Annotated in this window: 20 protein-coding genes and 1 pseudogene; 7 read left to right on the top strand and 14 right to left on the bottom strand. The window is 65.5% G+C overall.

Translation table 11 applies throughout. The features are described 5' to 3' along the window. Position 1: 1 nt before the first annotated feature. The 3 genes and pseudogenes from cobT to EYS42_RS17230 form a co-directional block, all read left to right on the top strand. Positions 2-1,105 (top strand): nicotinate-nucleotide--dimethylbenzimidazole phosphoribosyltransferase, encoded by a 1,104-nt coding sequence (gene cobT / locus EYS42_RS01995; RefSeq protein WP_130966180.1) that lies wholly within the window; start codon positions 2-4, stop codon positions 1,103-1,105. 2 nt (positions 1,106-1,107) lie between these two features. Next, the gene (locus EYS42_RS01990) at positions 1,108-2,004 is read left to right on the top strand and encodes an adenosylcobinamide-GDP ribazoletransferase (protein WP_207301086.1); all 897 of its coding nucleotides are present in this window, start codon (positions 1,108-1,110) and stop codon (positions 2,002-2,004) included. Positions 2,005-2,010: 6 nt separating this feature from the next. Then, a pseudogene (locus EYS42_RS17230) lies at positions 2,011-2,418 on the top strand (histidine phosphatase family protein); the annotation flags it as partial. Positions 2,419-2,552: 134 nt separating this feature from the next. On the opposite strand, the gene EYS42_RS01980 reads toward EYS42_RS17230, so the two are convergent. The 12 genes from EYS42_RS01980 to EYS42_RS01925 form a co-directional block, all read right to left on the bottom strand. Further along, complete coding sequence (locus tag EYS42_RS01980) at positions 2,553-3,659, bottom strand: ligase-associated DNA damage response exonuclease (RefSeq protein WP_130966178.1); 1,107 nt, start codon at positions 3,657-3,659, stop codon at positions 2,553-2,555. Between the two features lies 1 nt (position 3,660). Next, complete coding sequence (gene clsB / locus EYS42_RS01975) at positions 3,661-4,983, bottom strand: cardiolipin synthase ClsB (protein ID WP_130966177.1); 1,323 nt, start codon at positions 4,981-4,983, stop codon at positions 3,661-3,663. Then, positions 4,973-5,791, bottom strand: a complete 819-nt coding sequence (locus EYS42_RS01970) for an endonuclease/exonuclease/phosphatase family protein (RefSeq protein WP_280960172.1) — start codon at positions 5,789-5,791, stop codon at positions 4,973-4,975. The genes clsB and EYS42_RS01970 overlap by 11 nt, the downstream gene beginning before the upstream one ends. Before the next feature lie 80 nt (positions 5,792-5,871). Then, a complete protein-coding gene (locus tag EYS42_RS01965; protein ID WP_130966175.1) occupies positions 5,872-9,138 on the bottom strand; it encodes a calcium-binding protein in 3,267 nt (1,088 codons plus the stop codon). 203 nt (positions 9,139-9,341) lie between these two features. Beyond that, positions 9,342-9,830 (bottom strand): dihydroneopterin triphosphate diphosphatase, encoded by a 489-nt coding sequence (gene nudB, locus EYS42_RS01960; RefSeq protein WP_130966174.1) that lies wholly within the window; start codon positions 9,828-9,830, stop codon positions 9,342-9,344. After that, positions 9,827-10,672, bottom strand: coding sequence for a CsgG/HfaB family protein (locus tag EYS42_RS01955; RefSeq protein ID WP_130966173.1), 846 nt, complete (start codon positions 10,670-10,672; stop codon positions 9,827-9,829). Before EYS42_RS01955 ends, nudB begins: the two co-directional genes overlap by 4 nt. Before the next feature lie 139 nt (positions 10,673-10,811). Next, positions 10,812-12,614: an aspartate--tRNA ligase gene (aspS, locus tag EYS42_RS01950; protein ID WP_130966172.1), complete on the bottom strand. Its 1,803-nt coding sequence runs from the start codon at positions 12,612-12,614 to the stop codon at positions 10,812-10,814. Positions 12,615-12,687: 73 nt separating this feature from the next. Further along, positions 12,688-13,362 carry a DUF502 domain-containing protein gene (locus EYS42_RS01945; protein ID WP_130966171.1) on the bottom strand — a complete coding sequence of 225 codons (675 nt, stop codon included), beginning with the start codon at positions 13,360-13,362 and terminating at the stop codon, positions 12,688-12,690. A gap of 21 nt (positions 13,363-13,383) precedes the next feature. Further along, on the bottom strand, positions 13,384-13,722 hold the full coding sequence (locus EYS42_RS01940; protein WP_130966170.1) for an FmdB family zinc ribbon protein: 339 nt from the start codon (positions 13,720-13,722) through the stop codon (positions 13,384-13,386). 102 nt (positions 13,723-13,824) lie between these two features. Next, on the bottom strand, positions 13,825-15,273 hold the full coding sequence (locus EYS42_RS01935; protein WP_130966169.1) for a high affinity choline transporter 1: 1,449 nt from the start codon (positions 15,271-15,273) through the stop codon (positions 13,825-13,827). A gap of 182 nt (positions 15,274-15,455) precedes the next feature. Beyond that, positions 15,456-17,018: a ubiquinone biosynthesis regulatory protein kinase UbiB gene (gene ubiB / locus EYS42_RS01930; RefSeq protein WP_425358860.1), complete on the bottom strand. Its 1,563-nt coding sequence runs from the start codon at positions 17,016-17,018 to the stop codon at positions 15,456-15,458. Between the two features lie 20 nt (positions 17,019-17,038). Continuing rightward, positions 17,039-17,569, bottom strand: a complete 531-nt coding sequence (locus tag EYS42_RS01925; RefSeq protein WP_130966167.1) for a hypothetical protein — start codon at positions 17,567-17,569, stop codon at positions 17,039-17,041. Positions 17,570-17,753: 184 nt separating this feature from the next. On the opposite strand from EYS42_RS01925, the gene EYS42_RS01920 reads away from it, so the two are divergent. From EYS42_RS01920 to EYS42_RS01905, 4 genes are read left to right on the top strand one after another with little or no spacing between them, the layout of a single operon-like run. Beyond that, positions 17,754-19,148, top strand: coding sequence for an undecaprenyl-phosphate glucose phosphotransferase (locus EYS42_RS01920; RefSeq protein ID WP_130966166.1), 1,395 nt, complete (start codon positions 17,754-17,756; stop codon positions 19,146-19,148). A 34-nt stretch (positions 19,149-19,182) separates the two neighbouring features. Beyond that, positions 19,183-20,451: a hypothetical protein gene (locus EYS42_RS01915; RefSeq protein WP_130966165.1), complete on the top strand. Its 1,269-nt coding sequence runs from the start codon at positions 19,183-19,185 to the stop codon at positions 20,449-20,451. 8 nt (positions 20,452-20,459) lie between these two features. Beyond that, entirely contained in the window at positions 20,460-21,491 is a 1,032-nt protein-coding gene (gene galE, locus EYS42_RS01910; protein WP_130966164.1) for a UDP-glucose 4-epimerase GalE, read from the top strand. 31 nt (positions 21,492-21,522) lie between these two features. Continuing rightward, on the top strand, positions 21,523-22,980 hold the full coding sequence (locus tag EYS42_RS01905; protein WP_245503459.1) for a mannose-1-phosphate guanylyltransferase/mannose-6-phosphate isomerase: 1,458 nt from the start codon (positions 21,523-21,525) through the stop codon (positions 22,978-22,980). A 98-nt stretch (positions 22,981-23,078) separates the two neighbouring features. Here EYS42_RS01905 and EYS42_RS01900 read toward each other — a convergent pair whose 3' ends face one another. Both EYS42_RS01900 and ubiG read right to left on the bottom strand, forming a co-directional pair. Further along, positions 23,079-23,795 carry an HAD family hydrolase gene (locus tag EYS42_RS01900; protein ID WP_130966163.1) on the bottom strand — a complete coding sequence of 239 codons (717 nt, stop codon included), beginning with the start codon at positions 23,793-23,795 and terminating at the stop codon, positions 23,079-23,081. After that, on the bottom strand, positions 23,792-24,511 hold the full coding sequence (gene ubiG / locus EYS42_RS01895) for a bifunctional 2-polyprenyl-6-hydroxyphenol methylase/3-demethylubiquinol 3-O-methyltransferase UbiG (protein ID WP_130966162.1): 720 nt from the start codon (positions 24,509-24,511) through the stop codon (positions 23,792-23,794). The genes EYS42_RS01900 and ubiG overlap by 4 nt, the downstream gene beginning before the upstream one ends. Positions 24,512-24,577 lie beyond the last annotated feature (66 nt).

Below are 24,577 nucleotides of genomic sequence, written 5' to 3'. Positions count from 1 at the left end.
CATGACCGACACCTCCCGCATCCACGACCTGCACCAGCGCCATGCCGCTCTGGCGCCCCGCCTGCAGCACGTGATCGACCACAAGACCAAGCCGCTGGGTGCCCTGGGTGCCCTCGAGCGGCTGGCCTGGCAGCTGGGCATGGTGCAGGGCACCGAAACCCCTGCCTTGCAGTCGCCCCAGATGGTGGTGTTCGCGGGGGACCATGGCCTGGCGCGCAAGGGCGTGTCGGCCTTCCCGCAAGACGTGACCTGGCAGATGGTGGAGAACTTCCTGGCCGGTGGAGCGGCCGTCAGCGTGCTGGCCCGTCAGCATGGCCTGGCGCTCACGGTGGTCGATGCGGGCGTGGCCCGTGACATCGCCCCGCGTGCAGGCCTGCAGGTGCGCAAGGTGGCCCTGGGCACGCAAGACGCCAGCGAAGGCCCGGCCATGAGTGCCGCGCAATGCCAGCAGGCCCTGCAGCAGGGCGCCGCTGTGGTCGATGGCCTGCCCGGCAACGCCGTGCTGTTCGGGGAAATGGGCATCGGCAACACATCGAGCGCCGCGCTCATCATGCATGCCCTGACCGGTGTGCCTCTGGCCGACTGCGTGGGCCGTGGCACCGGCGTCAGTGACGACGGCTTGCGCCACAAGCTGGCCGTGCTGTCTCAGGCGGTGCAGGTCAATGCACAGGCGCTGTCCCCGACCCCTGCCGGGCAAGCCGATCCACTGGCCGTGCTGGCGGCCTTCGGCGGCTTCGAGATCGCCATGATGGCCGGTGCCATGCTGGAGGCCGCCGCGCAAGACCGTGTCATCGTGGTCGATGGATTCATCGCCACCAGTGCCTTGCTGGTGGCCCAGGCATTGCAACCCCTGGTGTTGCAGCGCTGTGTGTTCGCGCACCAGTCGGACGAAAGCGGCCATGCCCGCATGCTGGCCCACCTGAAGGCCCAGCCTCTGCTCAGGCTCGACCTGCGCCTGGGCGAGGGCTCGGGCGCTGCACTGGCCTGGCCGCTGCTGCAGTCGGCCTGCGTTTTCCTGCGCGACATGGCCAGCTTCGAGCAGGCCCAGGTCAGCCAGCAAGACGACCACACGGTCAGCCCCACCATCGGTCAGAAAGAGGCCTGAACATGCGCAGCCTGGCCCGGCGTCTGCTGCTGGAAGTGCGGCTGGTGTTCACTGCCCTGCAGTTCTTCACGCGGGTGCCGGTGCCGGCCTGGGTGGGGTTCGATCCGGCCTGGATGCCGCGCAGCCTTCGCCACCTGCCCACCGTGGGGCTGCTGGTGGGCGCCTGGGGCGCGCTGGTGCTGGCCCTGGCCAGCGCCTGGTGGCCCCCGGCCGTGGCGGTGGGCCTGAGCATGGCCGCCACCGTCTGGCTGACCGGCGCCTTCCACGAGGACGGTTGGGCCGACACCTGCGACGGGCTGGGGGGCGCCGTGCCGCGCGACAAGGCGCTGGCCATCATGAAAGACTCGCGCATCGGCAGTTACGGTGCCGTGGGTGTGGTGCTGATGCTGGGCCTGAAGGCGGCGGTGCTGAGCAGCCTGCTCACCCCCTGGGTGACCGAGCTGAACGCGGCCCAAAGCAGTGGCATCCACCGCGTGCTGCTGGGCTGGACGTGCCTGGGCCTGGTCTGGGCGCATGCCGCCTCGCGCTGGGCGCCGGTGGTGCTGATGTGCCTGCTGCCCTACGCGGGAGATGCCGGCCAGGCCAAAGCGCCGCCCCTGGCCCTGCGCGCGGGCCCTCGCACGCTGCTCGGCGCCAGCCTCATGTTGGCGGTCGTGGCGCTGTGCCTGTGGGCCTGCCTGAACCTGTGGGGCTGGCCCGTGCGCACCTGGTGGCAGGCCATGGGCATTTCCAGCCTGGGCGTGTTGCTGGCCATGGCGCTGGCCGCTCGGTGGTTTCGCCAGCGCCTGGGTGGCTTCACTGGCGACACCCTGGGGGCTTGCCAGCAACTGGCCGAGCTGGCCGCCTTGCTGGGCTGGCTGGCCGTGATCCGCCCGGTGTCGGGTTTCGAGCTGGGCTGAGTGGCCATGCCTGAATCGTCGGGTCTGCCCACAGGGCCCCACTGGCCTTGCCCGGTGTTTCGCCACCCGCGCCCAAGGGGGCATGAGGGCCGTTGCATCGGTCGCACCGACCTGCCGGTCGACCCGCGCCGCGCCCGGCGTCTGGCCCGCCGCATCCGGCGTGAAGCCGCTCGCCAGGGCTGGGCGCGTGTGGTGTGCACCTCGCCCTTGCAACGAGCCCGCGTGGTGGGGCGCCTGTTGCGCCGTTGGGGCTGGCAGCACCAGGTGCATGCGGCCTTGAGCGAGGCCGATTTCGGCGCCTGGGATGGCCAGCGCTGGGCCGACATCGACCGCACCGAGGTGGACGCCTGGGTGGCTGACTTCTCAGGATACGCGCCTGGCGGTGGCGAAAGCCTTCAGCAACTGCTGGCCCGTGTGGCCAGCTGGCAGCCGCCTGTGCCATGCGCCGTGGTGGTGGGTCATGCCGGCTGGATGCTGGCTGCACGCTGGCTGGCCACCCATGCGCCCGGTGAATGGCCCCGTGCCGACCAGTGGCCTCGGCCGCCTGCTTACGGCGAGTGCTGGCTGCTGGAGTGCGGGCTGCCGGGGGACGGGCTGTCCGCCGTGTCGTGCGTTTCCGATGCGGCCTGTGATGCCGGTGCCTCAGTCACCAGTGCCACATCGTTGGCCGCCTCGCCACCGTAATCGGTTGCCATGGCCGAGGCCTGCAGGCCCTGCTCCTGCAGCCATCGCACCAGCACGTCTTCCTGGCCGTGGGTCACGATCACGCGCTCGGCACCCGTGGCCCCGATGGCCTGCACCAGGCCAGGCCAGTCGGCGTGGTCAGACAGCACGAAGCCTCGGTCCACACCGGCCCGCTTCCGGGCACCGCGCAACTGCATCCAGCCGCTGGCCATGGCGTCGCTGGCCTGGGCCAGGGTGCGCGCCAGGGGGCCGCGTGCCGCACCGGGCGGCGCCACCACCAGGGCCTGCTGGTACAGGCGCTTGTCTTTCACCTCGGCCATGCGCAAGGTGGCTGGCAGGGCCACGCCTTCGGCACGGTAGGCCTCGTTCAGCGGCTCCACGGCGCCATGCACCACGATCGGCCCGATCGACGGGTCCAGGCCCGCCAGCAGCCGCTGGGCCTTGCCGAAGCTGTAGCCCAGCAGCAGCGAAGGCCGCCCCGCGGCCCCATTGCCCTGCCACCACTGGTTCACTTCGGCCATCACCTCGTGCGAGGGCCGCCAGCGGTAGATCGGCAAACCGAAGGTGCACTCCGTGATGAAGCAGTGGCAGCGCACCGGTTCGAAGGGCGTGCAGGTCGGGTCGGGCTGGGTTTTGTAATCGCCCGACACCACCCACACCTGGCCCTGGTGTTCCACGCGCACCTGGGCCGAGCCCAGCACATGCCCCGCCGGGTGGAAGGACACGGTCACCTCGCCAATGCGCAGGGCCTCGCCATAGGCCAGGGTCTGCAGTGAAATGCCGCCCAGCCGTGCCCGCAGCACACCCGCACCCGGGGCCGCACACAGGTAGTGCGCCGAGCCTGTGCGCGCGTGGTCGGCATGGGCGTGGGTGATCAGGGCGCGATCCACCTTGCGCCACGGGTCGATGAAGAAATCACCCGCAGGACAGTACAGGCCTTCCGGGCGGCGCACGATCAGGTCGTCGCTCATGTCAGGCCTTGCGTTGGCGTTGGCGCCAACGCACTCCACCGAGCCGCAGGTAGGTGCGCGCGGTCCACGAAATCAGGGCCCGCACCGGCCGAATCCACCAGGGTGCAGCGCCGCGAGCCTGCACTGGCACTTCCTGGCTTGCCGCAAAATCGGTTTGAACCAAGGCGCTCAGGCGCTGTGTCAAGGCGCGGTCTTTCACCAGCAGATTGGCTTCCAGGTTCATCTGCAGCGACAGCGGGTCGAAGTTCGACGAGCCCACGCTGCACCATTCACCGTCCACGCAGATCACCTTGGCGTGCAGCAACGCAGCCTGGTATTCGAACACCCGCACACCATGCTGCTGCAATTCGGCATACAGCACCCGGGCAGCCAGGGCGGCCATCACATAGTCGGGTTTGCCTTGCAGCAGCAGCCTCACCCTCACCCCTCGCTGGGCCGCACGCACCAGCGCCTTGCGCAACACACGCCCCGGGTAGAAATAGGGGCATACCAGATCGACCGTGCTGCGTGCCTGCTCGATGGCCTGACGCGCCGCGCGCTCGATGGTGTTGCGCTGGCGAAGGTTGTCGCGCATCACGAAGGCCACACGCACGGGCGCGCGGCTGTGGGCGTGGTGCGCCAGGCTCTGCTGCTCGGCCGGGCTGAGCTTGAGCCTGGCTTGCTGCCAGGCCGCCTGCAAACGTCTCAGGCGCTGGGGTTGCCGCACCCAGCTCAGCAGGTCGTCGCGCCAGTCGTGCCCGAACTGGGCCCGCATCCAGAAGGCCCGGATGGTGTGCTGGATCGGCAGTACCACGGGCCCCTGAACGCCCAGCGCGTAATCCAGCCGGGGCTGCTGGCTCCAGCCGTGCACCAGGTCGTGCAGGTCATCGATCAGGTTGATGCCGCCCACAAAGCCCACCCGGTCGTCGATGGCGCACAGCTTGAGGTGCATGCGACGCCAGTCGCGGGGCTCGGTCAGCAGCGACCACCAGCCCCGCACCGGCCGGTACATCACCAGCTGCACGCCGTCGGCGCTCAGGTCACGCCAGGTCTCGGGATCGGTGTCAGCGCACCCCACACCGTCGATCACCAGCCGCACCTGAACGCCCCGTTGAGCGGCACGCCGCAGGGCCTTGAGCACCAGGGCCGGTTGCCCCACGGGGCTGACCAGGTACATGGCCATCCACACCTCGTGTCGCGCTGCATCGATGGCCTTCACCATGGCCGGGAACAAGGTTTGTCCGCCTTTGAGCAGCTCCACGGCATGGCCGCCCGTGTACACCGGCGTGCGTTGGGCGTACCAGGCCAGACTCAGGGCCTGTTGCGGGTCATCGTCAAACGGCATCGGCCAGTTCGAACTCGGCCACCAGCGGCAAGTGGTCCGACATGCGGGCCCAGGCCGTGCCCCTGGGCACCATCAGCTGGCTGCAGCGCAGGCCTCGCGTGTACACCCGGTCCAGCGCCAGCACCGGCACCCGCGACGGGAAGGTGGCCGCCCGCGGCATGTCATCGGTGCGGGCGCGGTGCAGGCCTGCTGGCACCAGGATCTGGTCCAGCGCCTCATTCCAGTCATTGAAATCACCGGCCACGATCACGGGCGCGTCGAGGGGGATGTCCTGCAGCACCATGTCGGCCACACGCTGGGTCTGGCGCACACGGCTGGCGTGGATCAGGCCCAGGTGCACCACCACCACATGCAGCAGCGCGTGGTGCCACTGCACGGTCACGTGCAGCAGACCGCGCTGCTCCAGCCGGTGGTCGGACACATCGTGGTGTCGCACCTCGCCCAGCGGCCAGCGAGACAACAGCGCGTTGCCATGTTCGCCATGCCGGGTCACGGCATTGGTGCGGTAGGCCACCTCATAGCCCTCGGGTGCCAGAAAGTCGGCCTGAGGCTGGGGGGGCCAGGCCCAATGGCCGAACTGCGTGGCCGAAAAGGCGCGTGCCTCCTGGTGGTGGTGGTGTCGCACCTCCTGCAGGCACACCAGGTCGGCGTCCATGGCCTCCACGGCCAGGCCCAGGTTGTGGATCTCCAGGCGCTTGGTGGGCCCCATGCCGCGCACACCCTTGTGGATGTTGTACGTGGCCACCCGCAACGAACTGGCGGTCAGCGTGGACGGGGGCAGCAGGGTGGATTGAAGAGGGTTGAGCACAGGCAAAGCATAGCGCCAGTCCCCTGCCTCGTCGGGTCGGTTAGACCCGGGGCAGGGGGCCAGTTAGACGCTTGGGCCCGTCAAAACCCCATGGGGCCATAGGGCTGAGGCATTGGGCTGGGCGCATTCATGACAGTGCCGGTGGCAGCCAGCGCCGGTGCCTGGACGTTGCTGGCCATGGCCTGCACCAGCTGTTGCACGCTTTGCTGGGTCAAGCTGCCGCCGTCATAGGTCACCCGCTCGATCTGGCGCGCAGTGCCCAGGTACCAGTCCTGAACAGTCACACTGCCAGCGCCCTGTCCTTGCACCTGGATGGCCAGGTCATTGCCCTGGCGGCTGAACCGCAGTGACGCCAGGTTGACACCATCCAGCCTCAGGGTGTCGGTGCCACTGTCGGACGTGGGGTGTTCCACGATCCGGTCGTTGCCGTCGCCACGGCGCCATGTGTACAGGTCATCTCCCAGCCCACCCTCCAGCCAGTCATCGCCCTGACCTCCCACCAGGGTGTCGCGACCAGCCGCCCCCCGGAGCCAGTCGTTGCCATCTTCGCCAGTCATGGACGTCGAGGTCCGTCCGGCCATCAAGGCCAGCCCCTGGCTCCGCTGTGCCTGGGCCAAGGTCAGCAGCTCGCTTCGGCCCCATTGCGTGCCGTCGGCAAAGACCACGCGATCGACTTCGCAGGCAAGCCCGTCGTTGGGCAGGAACTGGTCGATCTTCAATTCGAGGTCTCTGTTGCGAACCGTCAGCATCAGGTCCCCCTGGCTGTTCAGCATGGCCTGCACGTCTTGGGGGCGGATGCCATCCAACAAGCGCAGAGTGTCCACGTCAGACGCTTGTGCCTGAGGTGCGGCACCGTGAAGGATGTGACTGATGCCATCCGGCTGGAGCGAGTTTTGTGCCTGATCGGGTCGCATGGTGCTGGCGCCGATCCGCGAGATGCCTGAGTTCAGCCCCACCAGGTAGGTGTCCGAACCCGCGCCGCCCAGCGCGATGTCTGATGTGCCAACCCCACGGGTGATGGTGTCTGCACCTCCTTGGTACCAGGCCGATTCGTCCGGGTGTGCCGCCCGCAGTCTCGCAGCGATGTCCCCTTGCGTCCATGTGGTGCCATCCGCAAACCTGACCCCGAGCAAGGCCTCCAACGACACATCGGTGCCGGCAGGGCGGATCACGTTCACTTGTCCCAAGACGTCTTCAGCGCGCAATGACCAGCCGTGTGGGCCCAACAGTTGCACGCTTACCTGATCCGGGCGGATGTTGTCCGCCAGTTGCAGCCAGTCTGCACTGGTGCTCTGCCCATCAGCCTGGTCGATCACCGTGGCCTTTCCGCCCCGATCGCCCCACAAGTAGGTGTCTGCCCCAGCTCCCCCTTGGAAGGTGGCGTTGGCCCCTCGTGTGTCGATCGTGTCATTGCCACTGGTGCCCGTGGTGACCAGGCTGCTGATGTGTGTGGGATGTGCTGCCAGGTAGGCGTCGACCTCGTCAGTGCCAAGCGTGGAGCCATCTGCCAGTTGGATGAACGAGCCACTGACGTTGCCGATGAAGTAGTTTTGTACGGTGATGCGGTCGGTGCCTGTGCCTGTGCCGCCGTCACGCACGTTGATCTCCAGTGCCCCGCGTGCAGTGCGCACGAAATGCAGGTCTTGCTGACGGATGCCATCGCCCAACTGAATCTGCACTTCTTGCGCCAGCGTGACCGAGGGGTCTCCGTTGCACCACGAGAACTCTTCGATCACGTCCTGTCCGTCGCCTCGCTGGAACACATAGGTGTCCCGACCGACATCGCCGCGCAGCCAATCGCTGCCGGTGCCACCGTTCAGGGTGTCAGCGCCGCCCGCGCCGTCCAGGGCATCTTGGCCGCTGCCGCCTTTCAAAAGTCCCCCTTGGGCTGCAGTGTCGTCGGGAGAGCTCCAGATGCTCAGTTGGTCATTGCCGGCGCCACCGATCAATGTGTCGCCGGCCACTCCGAACAGATGATCATGGCCTCCTTGCCCGTCCAGTTGATGCTCGTCAGGTCGAAGTCGCAACGTGTCGTCGCCGTCGGTGACCCGCTGGATCTTGGCGCTGAGTTCGGCGCCATCCCAATGGGTACCGTCTGCAAACAGCACCTGGTGCAAGCTTCCTCCACCTGCCTTGTCGAGATCGAGACGCAGTCGGCTGCTGCCGTCTTTCAGTGACACCCAGATTTCGTTCATGGATTCCCGGATCATCACCTCTTCAGGCTTGATCCCGGCAGCCATCTTCACGGTCTGCAGCCCTTGGAGTCCCCTCTGATCCAGCAAGGGCGATTGTGATGAGGCCAGGCCTGCAATGTCATGGCCGCCGTGTCGCTGCATCACGAACGTGTTGTCGCCATTGGCAGCCAGCAGCATGTCGTGGCCACTGCCACCATCGAAGGTGCTGGGTGCTTGTGCGGTGAGGGTGTCACGTCCTGCGCCACCTTGCAGCAAGTTCCGGCCTTCGTTGCCTTGCAGCAAATCGGCGCCTTCACCACCTTGCAGCGTGTCGTCACCACTGCCGCCGATCAAAGTGTCCTGGCCATGCCCACCCCTCAGAAGGTCATGTCCACCTTGTCCACTGAGGAGGTCAGCATCCCAGCCCCCCAGAACCGTGTCCTGCCCGTCGCCAGCCAGGATCACATCGGTGCCCAGTTGACCCTCCAGCAGGCTGTTGCCTCCGCCTGATTGCAGCGTGTCGGCCCCTGCGCCTCCGGCCAGGGTGTCTGCCGTGCGGGCGTCACCCAGCACCAGATCGGCATCCCCAAGCACCGTGGTGCGGGTGTTCCAGCGTGCCACCGGGATGTCGACCTCCACGCCGTCGGCCCGCCTCACCACGAAGCCTCGGGGCAGTGTCTGATTGGCTTGCAGGTAATCGCGGATGGTCAGGCTGCTGCGGCCTTGTGCATTGTCCGACCAGCTCAGTTGCAGATCCCGACCGTCCAGCCTTGCCTGCAGGCTGTCGATGCGGATGTTTGCGTCCAGCGAGATGGTGTCGGCCGCCGCCAGATCGGGCATGCCCGCCGGCATTTTGCGGATCAGCACATCATGGCCGCTGTTGGCCTGTACGCGGATCAGATTGCCGCCTGCCCAGTTCAGCGCGCTGAGCGTGCTGAGCACTGCACCCTCTGGTGCATCCAGGCTGACCGTGTGCAAGAAGTCATCGCCAGTGCCACCGTCTAGCGTGTCAGAGCCCCACCTGTTTCCAATCAAGGTGTCCTGGCCTGAGCCGCCGATCAGAAGTGCAGATCCGGTGCTGCGGATCAGGTCATGGCCGTCGCCTCCCGAGGCTTCATCGCCCCAGTTTGCGGTGAGGGTGTCGGGGCCGGACGTGCCGGAGTGAAGAGCCATGGTTGCCTCCTGATGAATGGTTTGCGGCGAGAAACCTTCGCCTGATGGATTGCGATTCAATAAATGCGCAATATGCGCATTTATACAGGGGCAAACCAATGCACGCAACCACGAGGGGATGCAGGCAAACCCTCGGCGTGGCGTCAGGTCGTCAGGTCGTGGTCAACAGAAAGAGGGAGCAGCGCAGGTGAGAGCCACTGCGTTCAGCGGCCAGACCATCTTTGGGGCAATTGCAAGATCGCCTCGGCATTCGACGGCGAGAAACAGCGGTCGGCTGCGGCAGCCAGAGGCAGCCATTCATAGCGCGTGTGCTCATGGGGGGCCAGGGTCACGGGCGTGCCTTCCGGCACGCACAAGCTGAACACCCTTTCGGTGTTGTGGGTCACGCCGGGTCCATAGCGCTTTCGCCACACCGGGTAGATTTCATACACATTTTCGAGCGCCCAGTCCTGCAGGTGCTCGGGCGAGATGCAGTGACTGCCCACCACGATGCCGGTTTCTTCCGCCACCTCGCGGACGGCGGTCTCGCGCCAGTCTTCGTCCAGAAAATCCTTCGAGCCGGTCACGCTTTGCCAGAAGCCCGGCTGCTTTGCGCGTTCGATCAGCAACACGTTCAGTGCCGGTGTGTGGATGACCACCAGCACCGACTGTGGGATCTTGGGCCGTGGCTGTGCTTGTGCTGTTTCGCTCATGGGCTGATTGTGCCCTGTCGGGTCGGCGCGGCCGGAGGCAACGGTTTGGGCTGCAATTGACGGACCTGGGTCACCAACTGGTTGTGCGCATTCAGAAAGGCGGCAGCAATCACCTTGCCTTCGTTGGTGTTGCTCCATCCAATGCCTCCAGCGCCTCCCAGCTTGCTGGCGATCAGGCCTCCAAGCCCCATGTCCGTGCTTCGGGCCGAGCCGGTGGCGGCGGCCAGTTGCTCGGTGGTTTCGTTGTCGGTGAGCAGCAGGGCCACTTGGGCCTCCTTGAGCTTGATCTGCTCGATCAGCCCGATCAGCGCGCCCAGGTCACGCAGCACAGGAATGGACGAAGCGATGCCAGCGATGCCCCGGCCTGCGTCCTGCTCGCTGAATGTCAGGCTGGGCACGATGGTGTATTGCGCCTCCAGCCCTTTGCCTTTGGACACCGTGCTGTCAGCGCGCACGATGCCGGCCTCTTTCAGCTCGTTTTCCTGGATCGTGCCTCGCAAGCCGCCCGCACGGTCCATCACCCGAAAGCAACCACTTTGCTGGGCCATCAGTTTGATCAATGGCACGGGCGAAGCAGGCAGACGGTACTGGCTGCTCACCGTATAGCCATCGGGGTTTTCTGCCAAGGCCAGTGTGGCCACCGGCTTGTCGCAGGTGGTCAATGAAGCATGAGCCCCTTGTGCGCCCAAGGGGCCTGCAGAGCCAGTGACCACCGAACCGCCTTGCCCCAGTTCGACGGAACCCTTGGGCGCTTGCTTGTCCAGGCAGCCACTCAGCGCGAGGGCTGCGACCGGCAAGAGCAGTCCTCTGCGCCATGGATTGCTGAATGAATGGGTTCGCATGCTGTCCTCCTGAATTGATCCTCGCAGTCTAAAACCTGGCACGCTGCATCACGAACGCTGGGGTGCACAGGGCGCCCTCGGGCCAGCGAGAACAAAAAAACCGCCCGGATGGGGCGGTTTTCCTTGGGCGCTGAAGCGATCAGGCCGCAGGGGCCTGACCAGCCTGGGCGTTGCGCAGGCGGATGTGCAGCTCGCGCAACTGCTTTTCGTCGACCAGCGACGGGGCGCCGGTCAGCAGGCACTGGGCGCGCTGTGTCTTGGGGAAGGCGATCACGTCACGGATGGAATCGGCCTTGGTCATCAGGGTGACCAGGCGGTCCAGGCCGAAGGCCAGGCCACCGTGCGGAGGCGCGCCATACTGCAGGGCGTCCAGCAGGAAACCGAACTTCACCTTGGCGTCTTCTTCCGTGATGTTCAGGGCGCTGAACACCTTGCTCTGCACGTCGGCACGGTGGATGCGGATCGAGCCACCACCCAGTTCCCAGCCGTTGAGCACCATGTCGTAGGCCTTGGCAATGCACTTGCCCGGGTCGGTGTCCATGTAGTCTTCGTGACCATCCTTGGGGGCCGTGAAGGGGTGGTGCACAGCGTTCCAGCGTTCGCTGTCGTCGTCGTACTCGAACATCGGGAAATCGACCACCCACAGCGGCGCCCAGCGGTCTTCGAACAGACCGGCCTTCTTGCCGAACTCCGAGTGGCCCACCTTCAGGCGCAGGGCACCGATGGCGTCGTTCACCACCTTTTCCTTGTCGGCACCGAAGAAGATCAGGTCGCCGTTCTGGGCGCCGGTGCGCTTGAGGATCTCGGCAATGGCGGCATCGTGCAGGTTCTTCACGATGGGCGACTGCAGGCCTTCACGGCCGGCGGCCACGTCATTGACCTTGATCCAGGCCAGGCCCTTGGCGCCATAGATCTTGACGAACTCGGTGTAAGCGTCGATCTCGCCGCGGCTGATGGCCGCGCCGCCGGGCACGTTCAGGGCCACCACGCGGCCACCCTTGGTGGTGGCAGGCGTCGAGAACACCTTGAAGTCGACGTCCTTCATGACTTCGGTCAGCTCGGTGAACTGCAGCTTCACGCGCAGGTCGGGCTTGTCCGAGCCGTACAGGAACATGGCATCGGCGTACTTCATGACCGGGTACTCGCCCAGGTCCACATTCAGCGCCTTCATGAAGACATGGCGGATCATGCCTTCGAACATGTCACGGATTTCCTGCTCGGTCAGGAAGCTCGTTTCAATGTCGATCTGGGTGAATTCGGGCTGGCGATCGGCGCGCAGGTCTTCGTCGCGGAAGCACTTGGTGATCTGGTAATAGCGGTCGAAGCCGGCCACCATCAGCAGCTGCTTGAACAGCTGGGGCGACTGCGGCAGCGCGAAGAACTGGCCATCGTGCACGCGCGAGGGCACCAGGTAGTCGCGGGCACCTTCCGGGGTGCTCTTGGTCAGCATCGGGGTTTCGATGTCGACGAAGCCGTTTTCATCCAGGTACTTGCGGCATTCCATGGCCACGCGGTAGCGCAGCATCAGGTTCTTCTGCATGTACGGACGGCGCAGGTCCAGCACACGGTGCGTCAGGCGGGTGGTTTCCGACAGGTTCTCGTCGTCCAGCTGGAACGGGGGCGTCACCGAGGCGTTCAGCACTTCCAGCGTGTGGCCCAGCACTTCGATCTTGCCGCTGGTCAGGCCAGCGTTCTCGGTGCCGGCCGGGCGAGCGCGCACCACGCCCGTGACCTTCAGGCAGAACTCGTTGCGCACGCCTTCGGCGGTGGCAAACGATTCGGCGCGGTCGGGATCGAACACCACCTGCACCAAGCCTTCGCGGTCACGCAGGTCGATGAAGATCACGCCGCCGTGGTCGCGGCGACGGTGGGCCCAGCCCATCAGCGTCACGGTCTGGCCCATCAGCGCTTCGCTGACCAGACCACAGTAAGTGGTGCGCATTGTTGTTCTCTCCGGGGGTGAAGGTCGGTGGCACCGCTGCAAAAGCACGGCGCTGCAAACCCTCGATTGTCGTTCAGGAATGGGTGCCTGGCGCGGCGGGCGTGCCGGCGGGAGGCACTTGGGGGCCTCCGGCGTTGGTGGGCGGGGCCACCACACCCATGGAAATCACGTATTTCAGGGCTTCGTCGACCGACATGTTCAGTTTGATCACATCGGTGCTGGGCACCAGCAGCATGTAGCCCGAGGTCGGGTTGGGTGTGGTCGGCACATACACCGTCACCATGTCGGTGGGCAGCTTGGCGGCCACCTCGCCGCTGGGCTTGCCAGTCACGAAGGCCACGGTGTAGCTCTCGGCATGCGGGTAGCGCACCAGCACGGCTTCGCGAAAGGCCTGGCCACTGCTGGAAAACAGCGTGTCGGACACCTGTTTGACCGAGGTGTAGATGCTCTTGACGATGGGAATGTTCGAGAACACCCGGTTCGACTGGTTCAGCAGCCACTGACCCACCATGTTGCTGACGGCAGCACCGGTCAGCAACAAAGCGCTGATCATGACCAGCACGCTCAGGCCCTTGGTGTCGCGCCAGCCATCGAGCGTGGCGTGGGCGGACAGGGGCAGCACGGTCTTGGCCGCCACGAGCAGCGAGGCGAAGATGCCGTCGAGCATGCCCACCACGCTGGAGAGCACCCACACGGTGACCGCCAGCGGGAGCCAGACGAGCAGACCGGTCAGGAGGTATTTTTTCAAGATGTGGACCCGGTTCGGGAATCAGTGGCAGGCACAGGAGGTGCCACAGCCGCCTGCGGCCGTGCCCCCGTCAGACGACGAAGAGGAACTGTCGCTGGACGATGCGGCGCTGGTGTCGCTGGCAGCCGCCGAGGCGGCGGCACCGCCCGCCACGGCCGGGGCACTGGTACCACCCGAGCCGCCACGGAAATCGGTGACGTACCAGCCCGAGCCCTTGAGCTGGAAGCCGGCGGCGGTGATCTGCTTCTGGAAGGCCTCGGCGCCACAGGCAGGGCAGGTGGTCAGCACGGGATCGGAAATCTTCTGCAGCACGTCTTTGGCGTGACCACAGTCGTTGCAACGGTAGGCGTAGATGGGCATGTCAGACCCCCTGGGGGCATGCAGAAACAACACGGACGGCCCTCATTCTAGACGGCCGCCCGTTCAACTCAGGGCGAACCCTGAGAATTCAACCCCCCGCGCTCAGGCGATGTGGGCGGCTTTCAGGTGCTTGTTGGCGATCAGCTGAGGGCCCAGCGAGCCCAGCAACATGCCGGCCAGCGCCATGCCCAGCCCGGCCAGCTGGCCAGGGAATGCCTCACCCAGGGTGGCGTTGAAGGTGAACAGTGCCAGGGTGCCGATGCCCAGCACGATCGACGCGATGGCGCCCTGCGTGGTGGCGCGCTGCCAGTACAGCCCGAAAACCAGGGGCACGAAGGCGCCCACCAGGGGCACCTGGTAAGCGGCGGACACCAGGTCGTAGATGGAGGTGCCCTGCATCACGATGGCGTAGGTCAGCACGAGGCCCGTGAACACGAAGATGGTGATGCGCATCAGGCGCAACTCCATCTTGTCGGTCATGTTCGGCATCAGGTTCTTCAGGATGTTCTCCACGAAGCTGGTCGAGGGGGCCAGCAGCGTGGCCGACGAGGTCGACTTGATGGCCGACACCAGGGCGCCGAAGAACAGGATCTGGGCCACCAGCGGCATGTGGTTCAGGATCAGAGTGGGCAGCACCTTCTGCGGGTCGTTGGCCAGCAGTTCGCCAATTTCGCCCGGCATGATGATCAGGGCCGAGGCCACGATGAACATGGGCACGAAGGCAAAGGCCAGGTAGCTGAAGCCACCGATGATGGCGCCTTTGCGTGCGGTGTCGGCGTCCTTGGCCGACATCACGCGCTGGAACACGTCCTGCTGCGGAATCGAGCCCAGCATCATGGTGATGGCCGCTGCCACGAACCAGACCCAGCCGTCGGCCGTGGGCTCGGGCAGGAACTTGAACCAGTCTTTCTGCTCGGCCAGGGCCAGCACCTTGTCGGCGCCACCGGCTTGACCGGCTGCGGTGTAGGCAATGAAGGACAGGCCCACCACCAGCACCACCATCTGGATGAAGTCGGTCCAGGCCACGGCCAGCATGCCGCCCACCAGCACATAGGCCAGCACCAGGCTGGTGCCAATCACCATGCCCGTGGCTGGCGAGATTTCGCCGCCTGACAGCACCGAGAACACCAGGCCCAGGGCCGTGATCTGGGCGGCCACCCATCCCAGGTAGCTCAGGATGATGGCCACCGAACAGAAGATTTCCACCCCGCGGCCGTAGCGTTCGCGGTAGTAGTCGCCGATGGTCAGCAGGTTCATCTTGTACAGGCGGCTGGCGAAGAAAGCCCCCACCAGCACCAGGCACATCGAGGCGCCGAAGGGGTCTTCCACCACCGCGTTGAGGCCGCCTTCCACGAACTTGGCCGGAATGCCCATCACGGTTTCGGCGCCGAACCAGGTGGCAAAGGTGGTCGTGATGACCATGGCCAGCGGCAGGCTGCGCCCGGCCACCGCAAAGTCGGCCGTGTTCTTCACGCGGGTGCCTGCGTACAGGCCGATCAGCATGGTGCCCACCAGGTAGGCAACGACGAAGGCAAGCAAGGTGGTGTTCATGTCGGCAAATGCATCCGGATGAAGCGGGTGGACAAAGCGGGTGAGCAGACACAGCAAACCCCGGGCCCGACGGGCCGCGGGGTCAGGATTCGCGCGCAGTGTAAAACCAGATGCACCCCACCGGGCACCGGCTGTTGTTCAAACCCATGCCCCGAACGCGGGGGCTGGGCCTGGGTGTGGCGTCAGAGCACGCCAAGCAGGTGCGCGCGCATCAGAACCTGCACCACCACCGCGCCCAGAATGAAGCCGAGCAAAGTGAACACCAGGGCCCCGAGGAAGCGGTTGGTGCGGCGTTGCTCCAGCAGCATCAACTGCAGGTCATGGCGAACGTCACGGGCGCCATGCTGCAGATTTTCGTGCACCAGCCGAGGCAACTCGGGCAGCAGCTTGGCGTAGCGCGGTGCTTCGCGGATCAGGCGCTGGCGCAGGCCACGCCAGCCGATCTGCTCGTGCATCCAGCGCTCCAGGAAGGGCTTGGCCGAGGTCCAGAGGTCGAGGTCGGGGTCGAGCTGGCGCCCCAGACCCTCCACATTCAGCAGGGTTTTCTGCAGCAGCACCAGTTGCGGCTGCACTTCGACATTGAAGCGCCGGGAGATCTGGAACAGGCGCAGCAGCACCTGGCCCAGCGAAATTTCTCGCAAGGGCCGGTCGAAGTAGGGCTCGCACACGGTGCGCACCGCGCCTTCGAGTTCGTCCACCCGGGTCGTGGCCGGCACCCAGCCGCTTTCGATGTGCAGTTCGGCCACCCGCTTGTAATCGCGGCGGAAAAACGCCATGAAGTTCTGGGCCAGGTAGTCCTTGTCGAACTCGGTGAGGGTGCCGATGATGCCGAAGTCGAGCGCGATGTAGCGTCCGAAACTGTTCGGCGCCAGGCTGACCTGGATGTTGCCCGGGTGCATGTCGGCATGGAAGAAGCCGTCACGGAACACCTGGGTGAAGAAGATGGTCACGCCGTCGCGGGCCAGCTTGCGGATGTCGACCCCGGCCTCGCGCAGGCGGTCCATGTGGCTGACCGGCACGCCTTTCATGCGCTCCATCACCATCACCTTGGTGGTGCACATGTCCCAGACCATCTCGGGCACCAGCACGAGGTCCAGGTCTTTCATGTTGCGACGCAACTGAGCGGCGTTGGCGGCTTCCCGCACCAGGTCGAGTTCGTCGTGCAGGTACTTGTCGAACTCGGCCACCACTTCGCGCGGCTTCAGGCGCCGGCCGTCGGCCGACAGCCGCTCGACCCACCCCGCCAGCGTGCGCAGGATGGCCAGGTCGTCGTCGATCACGTCGACCATGCCGGGGCGCAGCACCTTCACGGCCACTTCGCGACCGTCGTGCAGCACGGCGAAGTGCACCTGGGCGATCGATGCACTGGCCACCGGCTGTGCCTCGAAAGTTTTGAACAGTTTGGACACGGGTTGCCCCAGCGCCTGTTCGATCAGCGCGACCGACTGTTCGGCCGGGAAGGGGGGCACGCGGTCCTGCAGGCGGGCGAGTTCCTCCGCCACATCGGGGGGCAGCAGGTCACGCCGGGTGGACAGCATCTGTCCGAACTTCACGAAGATCGGGCCCAGTTGCTCGAAGGCCTCGCGCAGGCGGGCGCCTCGCGGCGCTTCATGGCGCCGGCCGAAGGACAGCACCCGAGACAGCGTGCGCAGCGAGGGATGGCGGAAGCTGTCGAGCAGGATGGTGTCCAGCCCATACCGCAGCACGATCAGCCCGATGTAGAACGGGCGCAGGAAGGTGGTCAGGGCGCGGCGCATCCGGGCGCTCAGCGCGAGGTGGTGCCCGGGCGCCAACGGCTGAAGGCCGCCTTGACCTGCCCACCCACGGTTTTCAGCACCTGAGAGGGCGTGGTGCCCAGCCAGCGGGCCAGGTCGTCTTCAATGTCCCAACGCAGGTTTTTCATGAGCCATGAGGCGGCTTCGGCCAGCGCCGCATCGCCGCCGATGTTCACGGGCGGGCGCTCACGGCGGATCAGCAGTTGCAGGGCCGACAGCGGGGGCGGTACGTCGATGTCGATGGTCAGGCCCGGGCCCGAAGGCTCCTGACCGGCTTCGGACAGCTCGAACAGTCCGGCGCGGGTGATGGTCAGGCGCGTTTGCGGGGGCAGCAGAGCGGCCAGCGGCTTGAGCCACGGGGTGTTCGAGGCGGTGGAAGTGACCGTGACCACGATCTGCCGCCCGGCGAACGGTTGCAGCTTCTGCATGGCCACCGGTTCGCTGCTGAGCACGTGGTTGGCCAGCAGGATCAGGCGAGCGACAAGGGCTTCGGTCAGCCCGGAGGTGAAGTTTTCGACCATGATCCATTGTAGAAGCAGCGCAACCGCGCGCCCATGGCCTGGCGGTGATGTCCACGATTTGTGCGTTGTTGTAACGGGAGCGAAAGGCCGGCGAACAGGGGGGCAGTGGGCTGGGCAAATTGGGCCACAATTGTCCGGTTCTCGCTCGCCTGGTGGTCAGCGCTGCGGGTGTGCCTGGTGTTCCATGTTCAACAATCGCAACTACAACCGAACGTTCTTCAATGCGCCTCAGTCGGTGACGTCGTTCGTGGCGGCCTTCATGGAGCCAGCGATCACCGTGGCCACTTACCTGGCGGTCATGGCGTGGTACGGCGAGCCTCTCCAGCGTGCGTCGCTGGCCTTGTGTCTGCTGGTTTTTGCGCTCACCTTCCCGGGACGGAACCGGTTCGCGGGCAACCGCACCGAAGTGCTGGTGGACGTCCTCACGTCGTGGTTTTCGATGTTGGCGATCCTGTGGCTGTGCGGTTACGCCACCAACTCGCTGGTGTTTTTCGACTCAAGGGTCGTGCTGGCCTGGGGCCTTCTGACCCCTCTGCTGCAATGGAGCTTCACGATGCTGGGCAAGGCGGTGCTGGAGCATCGTGCGGCCCAGCCTGACGCCCGTCGTCGGGTGATCGTGGTCGGTGCGGGCCCATTGGGTGGCAAGGTGGCCCGGGCTCTTCAGAACCCCAGTGACCTCAGCCGCGAGTTCGTGGGCTACTTCGATGATCGCACCGACAGCCGTGTGCTGCCTGAGGCCATCAGCATGCGCCTCGGGGGGCTGCGAGACGTTGCCAACCATGTGTATGCGCACGGCATCCACGAGGTGTACATCACCCTTCCGCTGGGCTCCCAGCCTCGCATCGTCGAGCTGCTGGAGGCGGTTCAGGGCACCACGGCGTCGCTTTATTTTGTGCCGGACGTGTTCGGGATCAGCATCATCCAGGGGCGCTTGCAGGATCTGCATGGCGTGCCGGTGGTCGGTATCTGCGAAACGCCTTTCACGGGCACAAATGCTTTGGTCAAACGCATTTCCGACATCGTGCTGGCCGCGGTGATCCTGATCCTGATCTCTCCCATCTTGGCCGCAGTGGCCATCGGGGTGAAGCTTTCTTCACCGGGGCCGATCATTTTCAAGCAAAAGCGCAACGGCCTGGACGGCGAAGAGATCATGGTCTACAAGTTCAGGTCGATGCGGGTGATGGACAACGGCGCGGTGGTCAAGCAAGCCACCAAAGGGGATCCGCGCATCACGCCGTTCGGCGCGTTCATTCGTCGCACATCACTGGACGAGCTGCCGCAGTTCATCAACGTGTTGCAAGGGCGCATGAGCATCGTGGGCCCCAGGCCTCACGCGGTGGCACACAACGAAGAGTACCGGCGCCTGATCAAGGCCTACATGGTGCGGCACAAGGTCAAGCCGGGTATCACAGGGTGGGCTCAGGTCAATGGCTACCGTGGGGAAACGGACACCATCGAGAAGATGCAGGCGCGCGTTGAATTCGACCTGGAGTACCTGCGCAACTGGTCGCTGGGACTCGATCTTCAGATCATCATCCGGACCGTTCGCCTGATGGTGTTCGATCGCAATGCTTACTGACAGGCGCTGCTGAGTGGCCTGCAAGGAGACTGACATGAGTTTCATTCCACCCCAACCGGGCGCTGCGATTGCCAGCTTGTCGGGCGCAATTGCATGTGCCGTGCTGGCGACATCGGCCCACGCCCGCATCGAACCACTGAGTGTCTCGGTTCAACAGGATGTCTCTTACGACAACAATTACCTTCGCAACGATGCGTTCCGGCGGTCAGAACTGATTTCGTCGACCACCCTGCAGTTGGGGTTGGACAAGGACTACGGTCGTCAGCGCTACACCGCCTCCCTGGCAGCGACCGCCCAGCGCAACCGCAACTTCAAGGTCTTTGACAACGACGGGTACTCTGGTTCGCTCTCGTTGAGCTCCACTGTGGGGCAAAACGGCTACGTGTCGGCTTCGGCTTCGGCGTCGCGTTCGCTGCAGGATCCCAACGAGCGCACGGGCACCCGGACCGAACAAAACGTCACGGCCCGCAACCTGTCGGTGTTTGGTCTGCTGGGCGTTTACACCCGCCTTGGACTGTCGACCAACCTGTCGACCTCTCAGACCCGCTACAGCTTGCTGGAAGCGCAGGACCGCGACCAGGTCAGCGCTCGTGTGGGGGCTCGCTACAACGTGACAGACCTCCTCAGCTTCGACCTGGGCGTGCGCCGTTCCCAGGTCGAGTTGCCCAACGTGGACGTGTCGATCAACCGCATCAACCGCACCGATATCGATCTCGCATCGACCTGGATCATCACGGGGTACAGCAACCTCCGCAGCTCGGTGGCTTGGTCCAGTGAGCGCCGTCCCCGGACGGCAGGTTTTGATTTCGATGGCCTGACCGGCTCACTCTCCTGGAATTTTGCGCCGCGTGGGCGAACCAGCTATGTGGTGTCGGTCAGCCGTGACACCGACAACTCCGGACGCGGTGACTCTCTGAATTTCATCCGTGACGACGGCCTGGGCAACGTGGAGCGTGGAACGCTGAGTAACGTGTCTCAGAACCAGTTGAGCACTGCGTTGAACATTGGGGTCAACCACGCTTTGACCAGCAAGGTCAATCTCAATGGCGGACTGGCTTACCGCCGGATCAACGACACCTTCACAGGCAATTCGAGCAGCACGGTGATCCAGTTGTCCGACATCACGTCGTTTCAGAAGGCCAGCACCGACATCACCTCGGTGCGGGCGGGTTTCACCGTCGCTCCTCGCAGGTTTGTGTCCATGGGCTGCAGCCTGGAGGCTTACAGCCGCTCTCAGTCGCGTCTTGGCGCAGCCTACAACGGTGAATCGCTGGGCTGCAATGCCCGCTTGACCCTGGACTGAATCTGCCCATGGCTTCTTGCGTGATCCTGACCGGTGCCACCGGCTACATTGCGTCGCACACCTGGCTGGCGCTCTGGGCCGCAGGGCACGAGGTGGTGGGCATTGACAATTTCAGCAACAGTTCGCCCAAGGTGCTGGAGCGGCTGGCCCAGCTGGGCGGGCGTACACCTCGCTTCGTGCAAGGTGATGTCCGCCAGCAGGCAGATCTGGCCCGCGCCTTCGAGATGGCTCAGTCGCACGGTGGTGCTTCAGCCGTGGTTCACTTCGCGGCGTTCAAGGCTGTCGGGGAGTCGGTTGAACAGCCTGCTCGCTACTACGAGAACAACCTGGGGGGGCTGATGTCGGTGTGCCTGGCCATGCAGATGCACGGCTGTCGTCACCTGGTGTTCAGCTCTTCAGCCACTGTGTATGGCGACCCCCAGTCCCTGCCCATCCGCGAGGACGCGCCGGTCACGGCCACCAACCCCTACGGACAAACCAAATTGCGGGGTGAGCAGCTGCTGCAAGACCTGACGCAATCGGTGCCAGGGTTTCGTGTGGCTTGCCTGCGCTATTTCAACCCGGTCGGTGCCCATGAAAGCGGCGACATCGGCGAAGACCCTCGTGGCACCCCCAACAACCTGATGCCCTATGTGGCCCAGGTGGCCATTGGTCGCCGTCCGCACTTGAATGTGTTCGGACAGGATTACCCGACGCCCGATGGCACCGGTGTGCGCGACTACATCCATGTGTGCGACCTCGCCGACGGCCATGTGGCCGCGCTGGATCACCTGGCGCAGCATGACCAGTCGTTGACCGTCAACCTGGGCACTGGGCGTGGATACAGCGTCGTCGAGGTGGCCCAGGCCTACGAGCGCGCCAGTGGCCGCAAGGTGCCGCTGGTGTTTGTGCCCAGGCGACCTGGCGACGTGGCGAGCTGCTACGCCGATCCGGCGATGGCCGAACAATTGCTAGGGTGGAAGGCCCGCAGAGATCTCGATGCCATGTGCGCAGACTCCTGGCGCTGGCAACAAAAGAACCCGCAAGGGTTCGAATCCTGATGATCACGACATTGAATTCAAGGTGGTTGGAATGAATGCTTTTGCTGTTTTGCCGGTGATCATGGCCGGTGGTTCGGGCACTCGCCTGTGGCCTCTGTCCCGGGCGCTTTACCCCAAGCAGTTCCTGGCGCTCAACGGCCCTCAGACCCTGTTCCAGCAGGCGCATCTTCGGCTTCAGTCGCTGGCGTCCCAAGACATCGCCGTGGCGGCCCCTTGTGTGGTGGGCAATGAGGAGCATCGCTTCCTGGTGCTGGACCAACTGCGCGAACTCAAGTCTGCCCCTGAAAGTTTGCTGCTGGAGCCCGCGGGTCGCAACACCGCCCCGGCGGTGGCCCTGGCGGCCCTGCAGGCCATGGCCGGTGGTCAGGACCCCATCTTGGTGGTCACCCCGGCCGACCAGACCGTGACCCGGCCAGAGGCCTACACCGCCGCCTTGCAGACGGCCATTCGCGTGGCGGCACAAGGCGACATCGTGATTCTGGGCGTCACGCCCGATCGCCCGGAAACCGGTTTCGGCTACATCAAGGCCTCCGATCTGGCCGCTGATGGCGCTGGCACCGTGCAGGCCTTTGTTGAAAAGCCCAACCTGGCCACCGCTCAGGGCTATCTGGCCGAAGGTGGCTACTACTGGAACAGCGGCATGTTCGTGATGCGCGCTTCGCGCTGGTTGGCGGCCCTGAAGAAGTTCCGCCCGGACATCGCTGAAGCCACCCAGGCTTCGTTCGACGTGCGCACCACCGACGAGGTGTTCGTGCGCCCGGGCAAGGCCGAGTTCCTGAAGGTGCCCTCCGAGTCGGTCGACTACGCGGTGATGGAGCAGTGCCCCCGCCAGCCTGATGCCGGGTTCAGCGTGCGCATGGTGCCGCTGGACGCCGGATGGTCCGACCTGGGCGCCTGGGATGCCGTGTGGCAGGTCAGTGGCCATGACGAGGCAGGCAATGCCGTGGAAGGCGATGGCCTGATCCAGGACAGCCGCAACACCCTGGTGCACGCCACTTCGCGCCTGGTGGCCGCCGTGGGCCTGGACAATGTGGTCGTGGTGGAAACGCCGGACGCCGTGCTGGTGGCCGATCGCAGCCGCAGCCAGGACGTCAAGCACGTGGTGGCCAAGCTGCAGTCGGCCGAGCGCACGGAAGGCAGCCTGCACCGCCGGGTGCACCGCCCCTGGGGCTGGTACGACTCGATCGACATGGGCCCGCGCTTCCAGGTCAAGCGCATCATGGTCAAACCCAAGGCGTCGCTCAGCTTGCAGATGCACCACCACCGTGCCGAGCACTGGATCGTGGTCAGCGGCACGGCCGAAGTGACGGTGGGCGACAAGGTGCTGCTGCTGTCGGAGAACCAGTCCACCTACATCCCGCTGGGCACCGTGCACCGCCTGGTGAACCCTGGCGCCATTCCGCTGGAGATCATCGAGGTGCAGTCGGGCAGCTACCTGGGCGAAGACGACATCGTGCGTTTCCAGGACAACTACGGCCGCTCGTCCTGAGCTTGCCGCCGTGGCATGCAAAAGGCGCCCTCGGGCGCCTTTTGCGTTCCTGAGCCCCGGCCTGGCAGGGGGCGCTGACTCAGCTCAGATCAGGCGCGTCAGATCACACGCAGCAGGTCCAGCGGATGCTGACAGATCACGCTGGCGCCCCAGCTGTGCACCTCATGGGCCGTGCCCAGGTAGCCCCAGGCGGCCGCGGCGCTGGGCATGCCGGCGGCCTGGGCGGCCTGGATGTCGCGCAGGTCGTCGCCCACGTACAGCGTGCGGGCCGGGTCAACGCCCAGTTGCTCGGCGGCGGTCAACAAGGGCAAGGGGTGGGGCTTGGCATGTGCCGTGGTGTCGCCGCTGATGGTGGTGCCCGAGCGCTGCATCAGGCCCAGGCCTTCCATGACAGGTACCGTGAAGCGGTGCGGCTTGTTGGTCACCACGCCCCAGGCCAGGCCACGCGTTTCCAGGGTGTTCAGCACCTCGGTCATGCCAGGGAACAAGGCGGTGGTGTCGGCCAGGCACAGCAGGTAAGCGTCCAGAAAGGCCAGGCGCATGGCCTCGTAGCGCTCGTCGCCCGGGAACAGGTTCATGCCCACGCCCAGCAGGCCGCGTGCGCCGGCCGACGCGTGTGGGCGCAGCAGGTCGAGCGCCATGGGCGGCAGGCCCTCGCGCACCCGCAGCACGTTCACGGCGCCGCCCAGGTCGCCGGCGGTGTCGGCCAGGGTGCCGTCGAGGTCAAACAGCACGGCCTGCACGGGCGCAGGCCACTCGATTTGGCCGGTCACCCCCGAGGGGTGGCCTGCAGCGCCTTCAGAAGGGGTGCTCATGGCTTGCGGCAGGCGATCATGTAGTTCACGCTGGTGTCGCCTGACAGCCAGTAGCGCTGGGTGAGGGGGTTGAACTCCAGGCCCTTCATTTCCACGGCGTTCAGGCCGGCATCGCGGGTCCAGCGGGTCAGTTCGGCCGGCTTGATGAACTTGCCGTACTCGTGCGTGCCCTTGGGCAGCATCTTGAGCACGTACTCGGCGCCCACGATGGCAAACAGGAAGCTTTTCAGGTTGCGGTTCAGGGTGGAGAAGAACACCCAGCCGCCCGGCTTGACCAGCTCGCTGCAGGCGCGCACCACCGAGGCAGGGTCTGGCACGTGTTCGATCATTTCCATGCAGGTGACCACGTCGTACAGGCCCGACTGTTCGGCGGCCAGGGTCTCGACCGCCACCGAGCGGTAGGTCAGGTGGGCCACACCGGCTTCCATGGCGTGCAATTGGGCCACCTTCAGGGCCTTGTCGGCCAGGTCGATGCCCAGCACATCAGCACCGCGGCGGGCCATGGATTCGGCCAGGATGCCACCGCCGCAGCCCACGTCGACCACCTTCTTGCCCGCCAGGCCCACGTGCTGGTCGATCCAGTCCAGGCGCAAGGGGTTGATCTGGTGCAAGGGGCGAAACTCGCTCTCAGGGTCCCACCAGCGGTGGGCCAGTTCGCTGAACTTGGCCAGCTCCTGAGGGTCGGCGTTGGCGTGGAGGGGGGCAGACGTGCTCATGCCCGAGATGGTACCGCCTGCCGGCGCCGAACAGGCGGCCCCGGACCGCCTTGTTCAACGCGTGCT

The organism is Aquabacterium lacunae, from assembly GCF_004310865.1.
GTDB lineage: Bacteria > Pseudomonadota > Gammaproteobacteria > Burkholderiales > Burkholderiaceae_C > Aquabacterium > Aquabacterium lacunae.
Note: the sequence above shows the minus strand (reverse complement) of the source record. Positions and strands in the feature narration are given on the sequence as shown.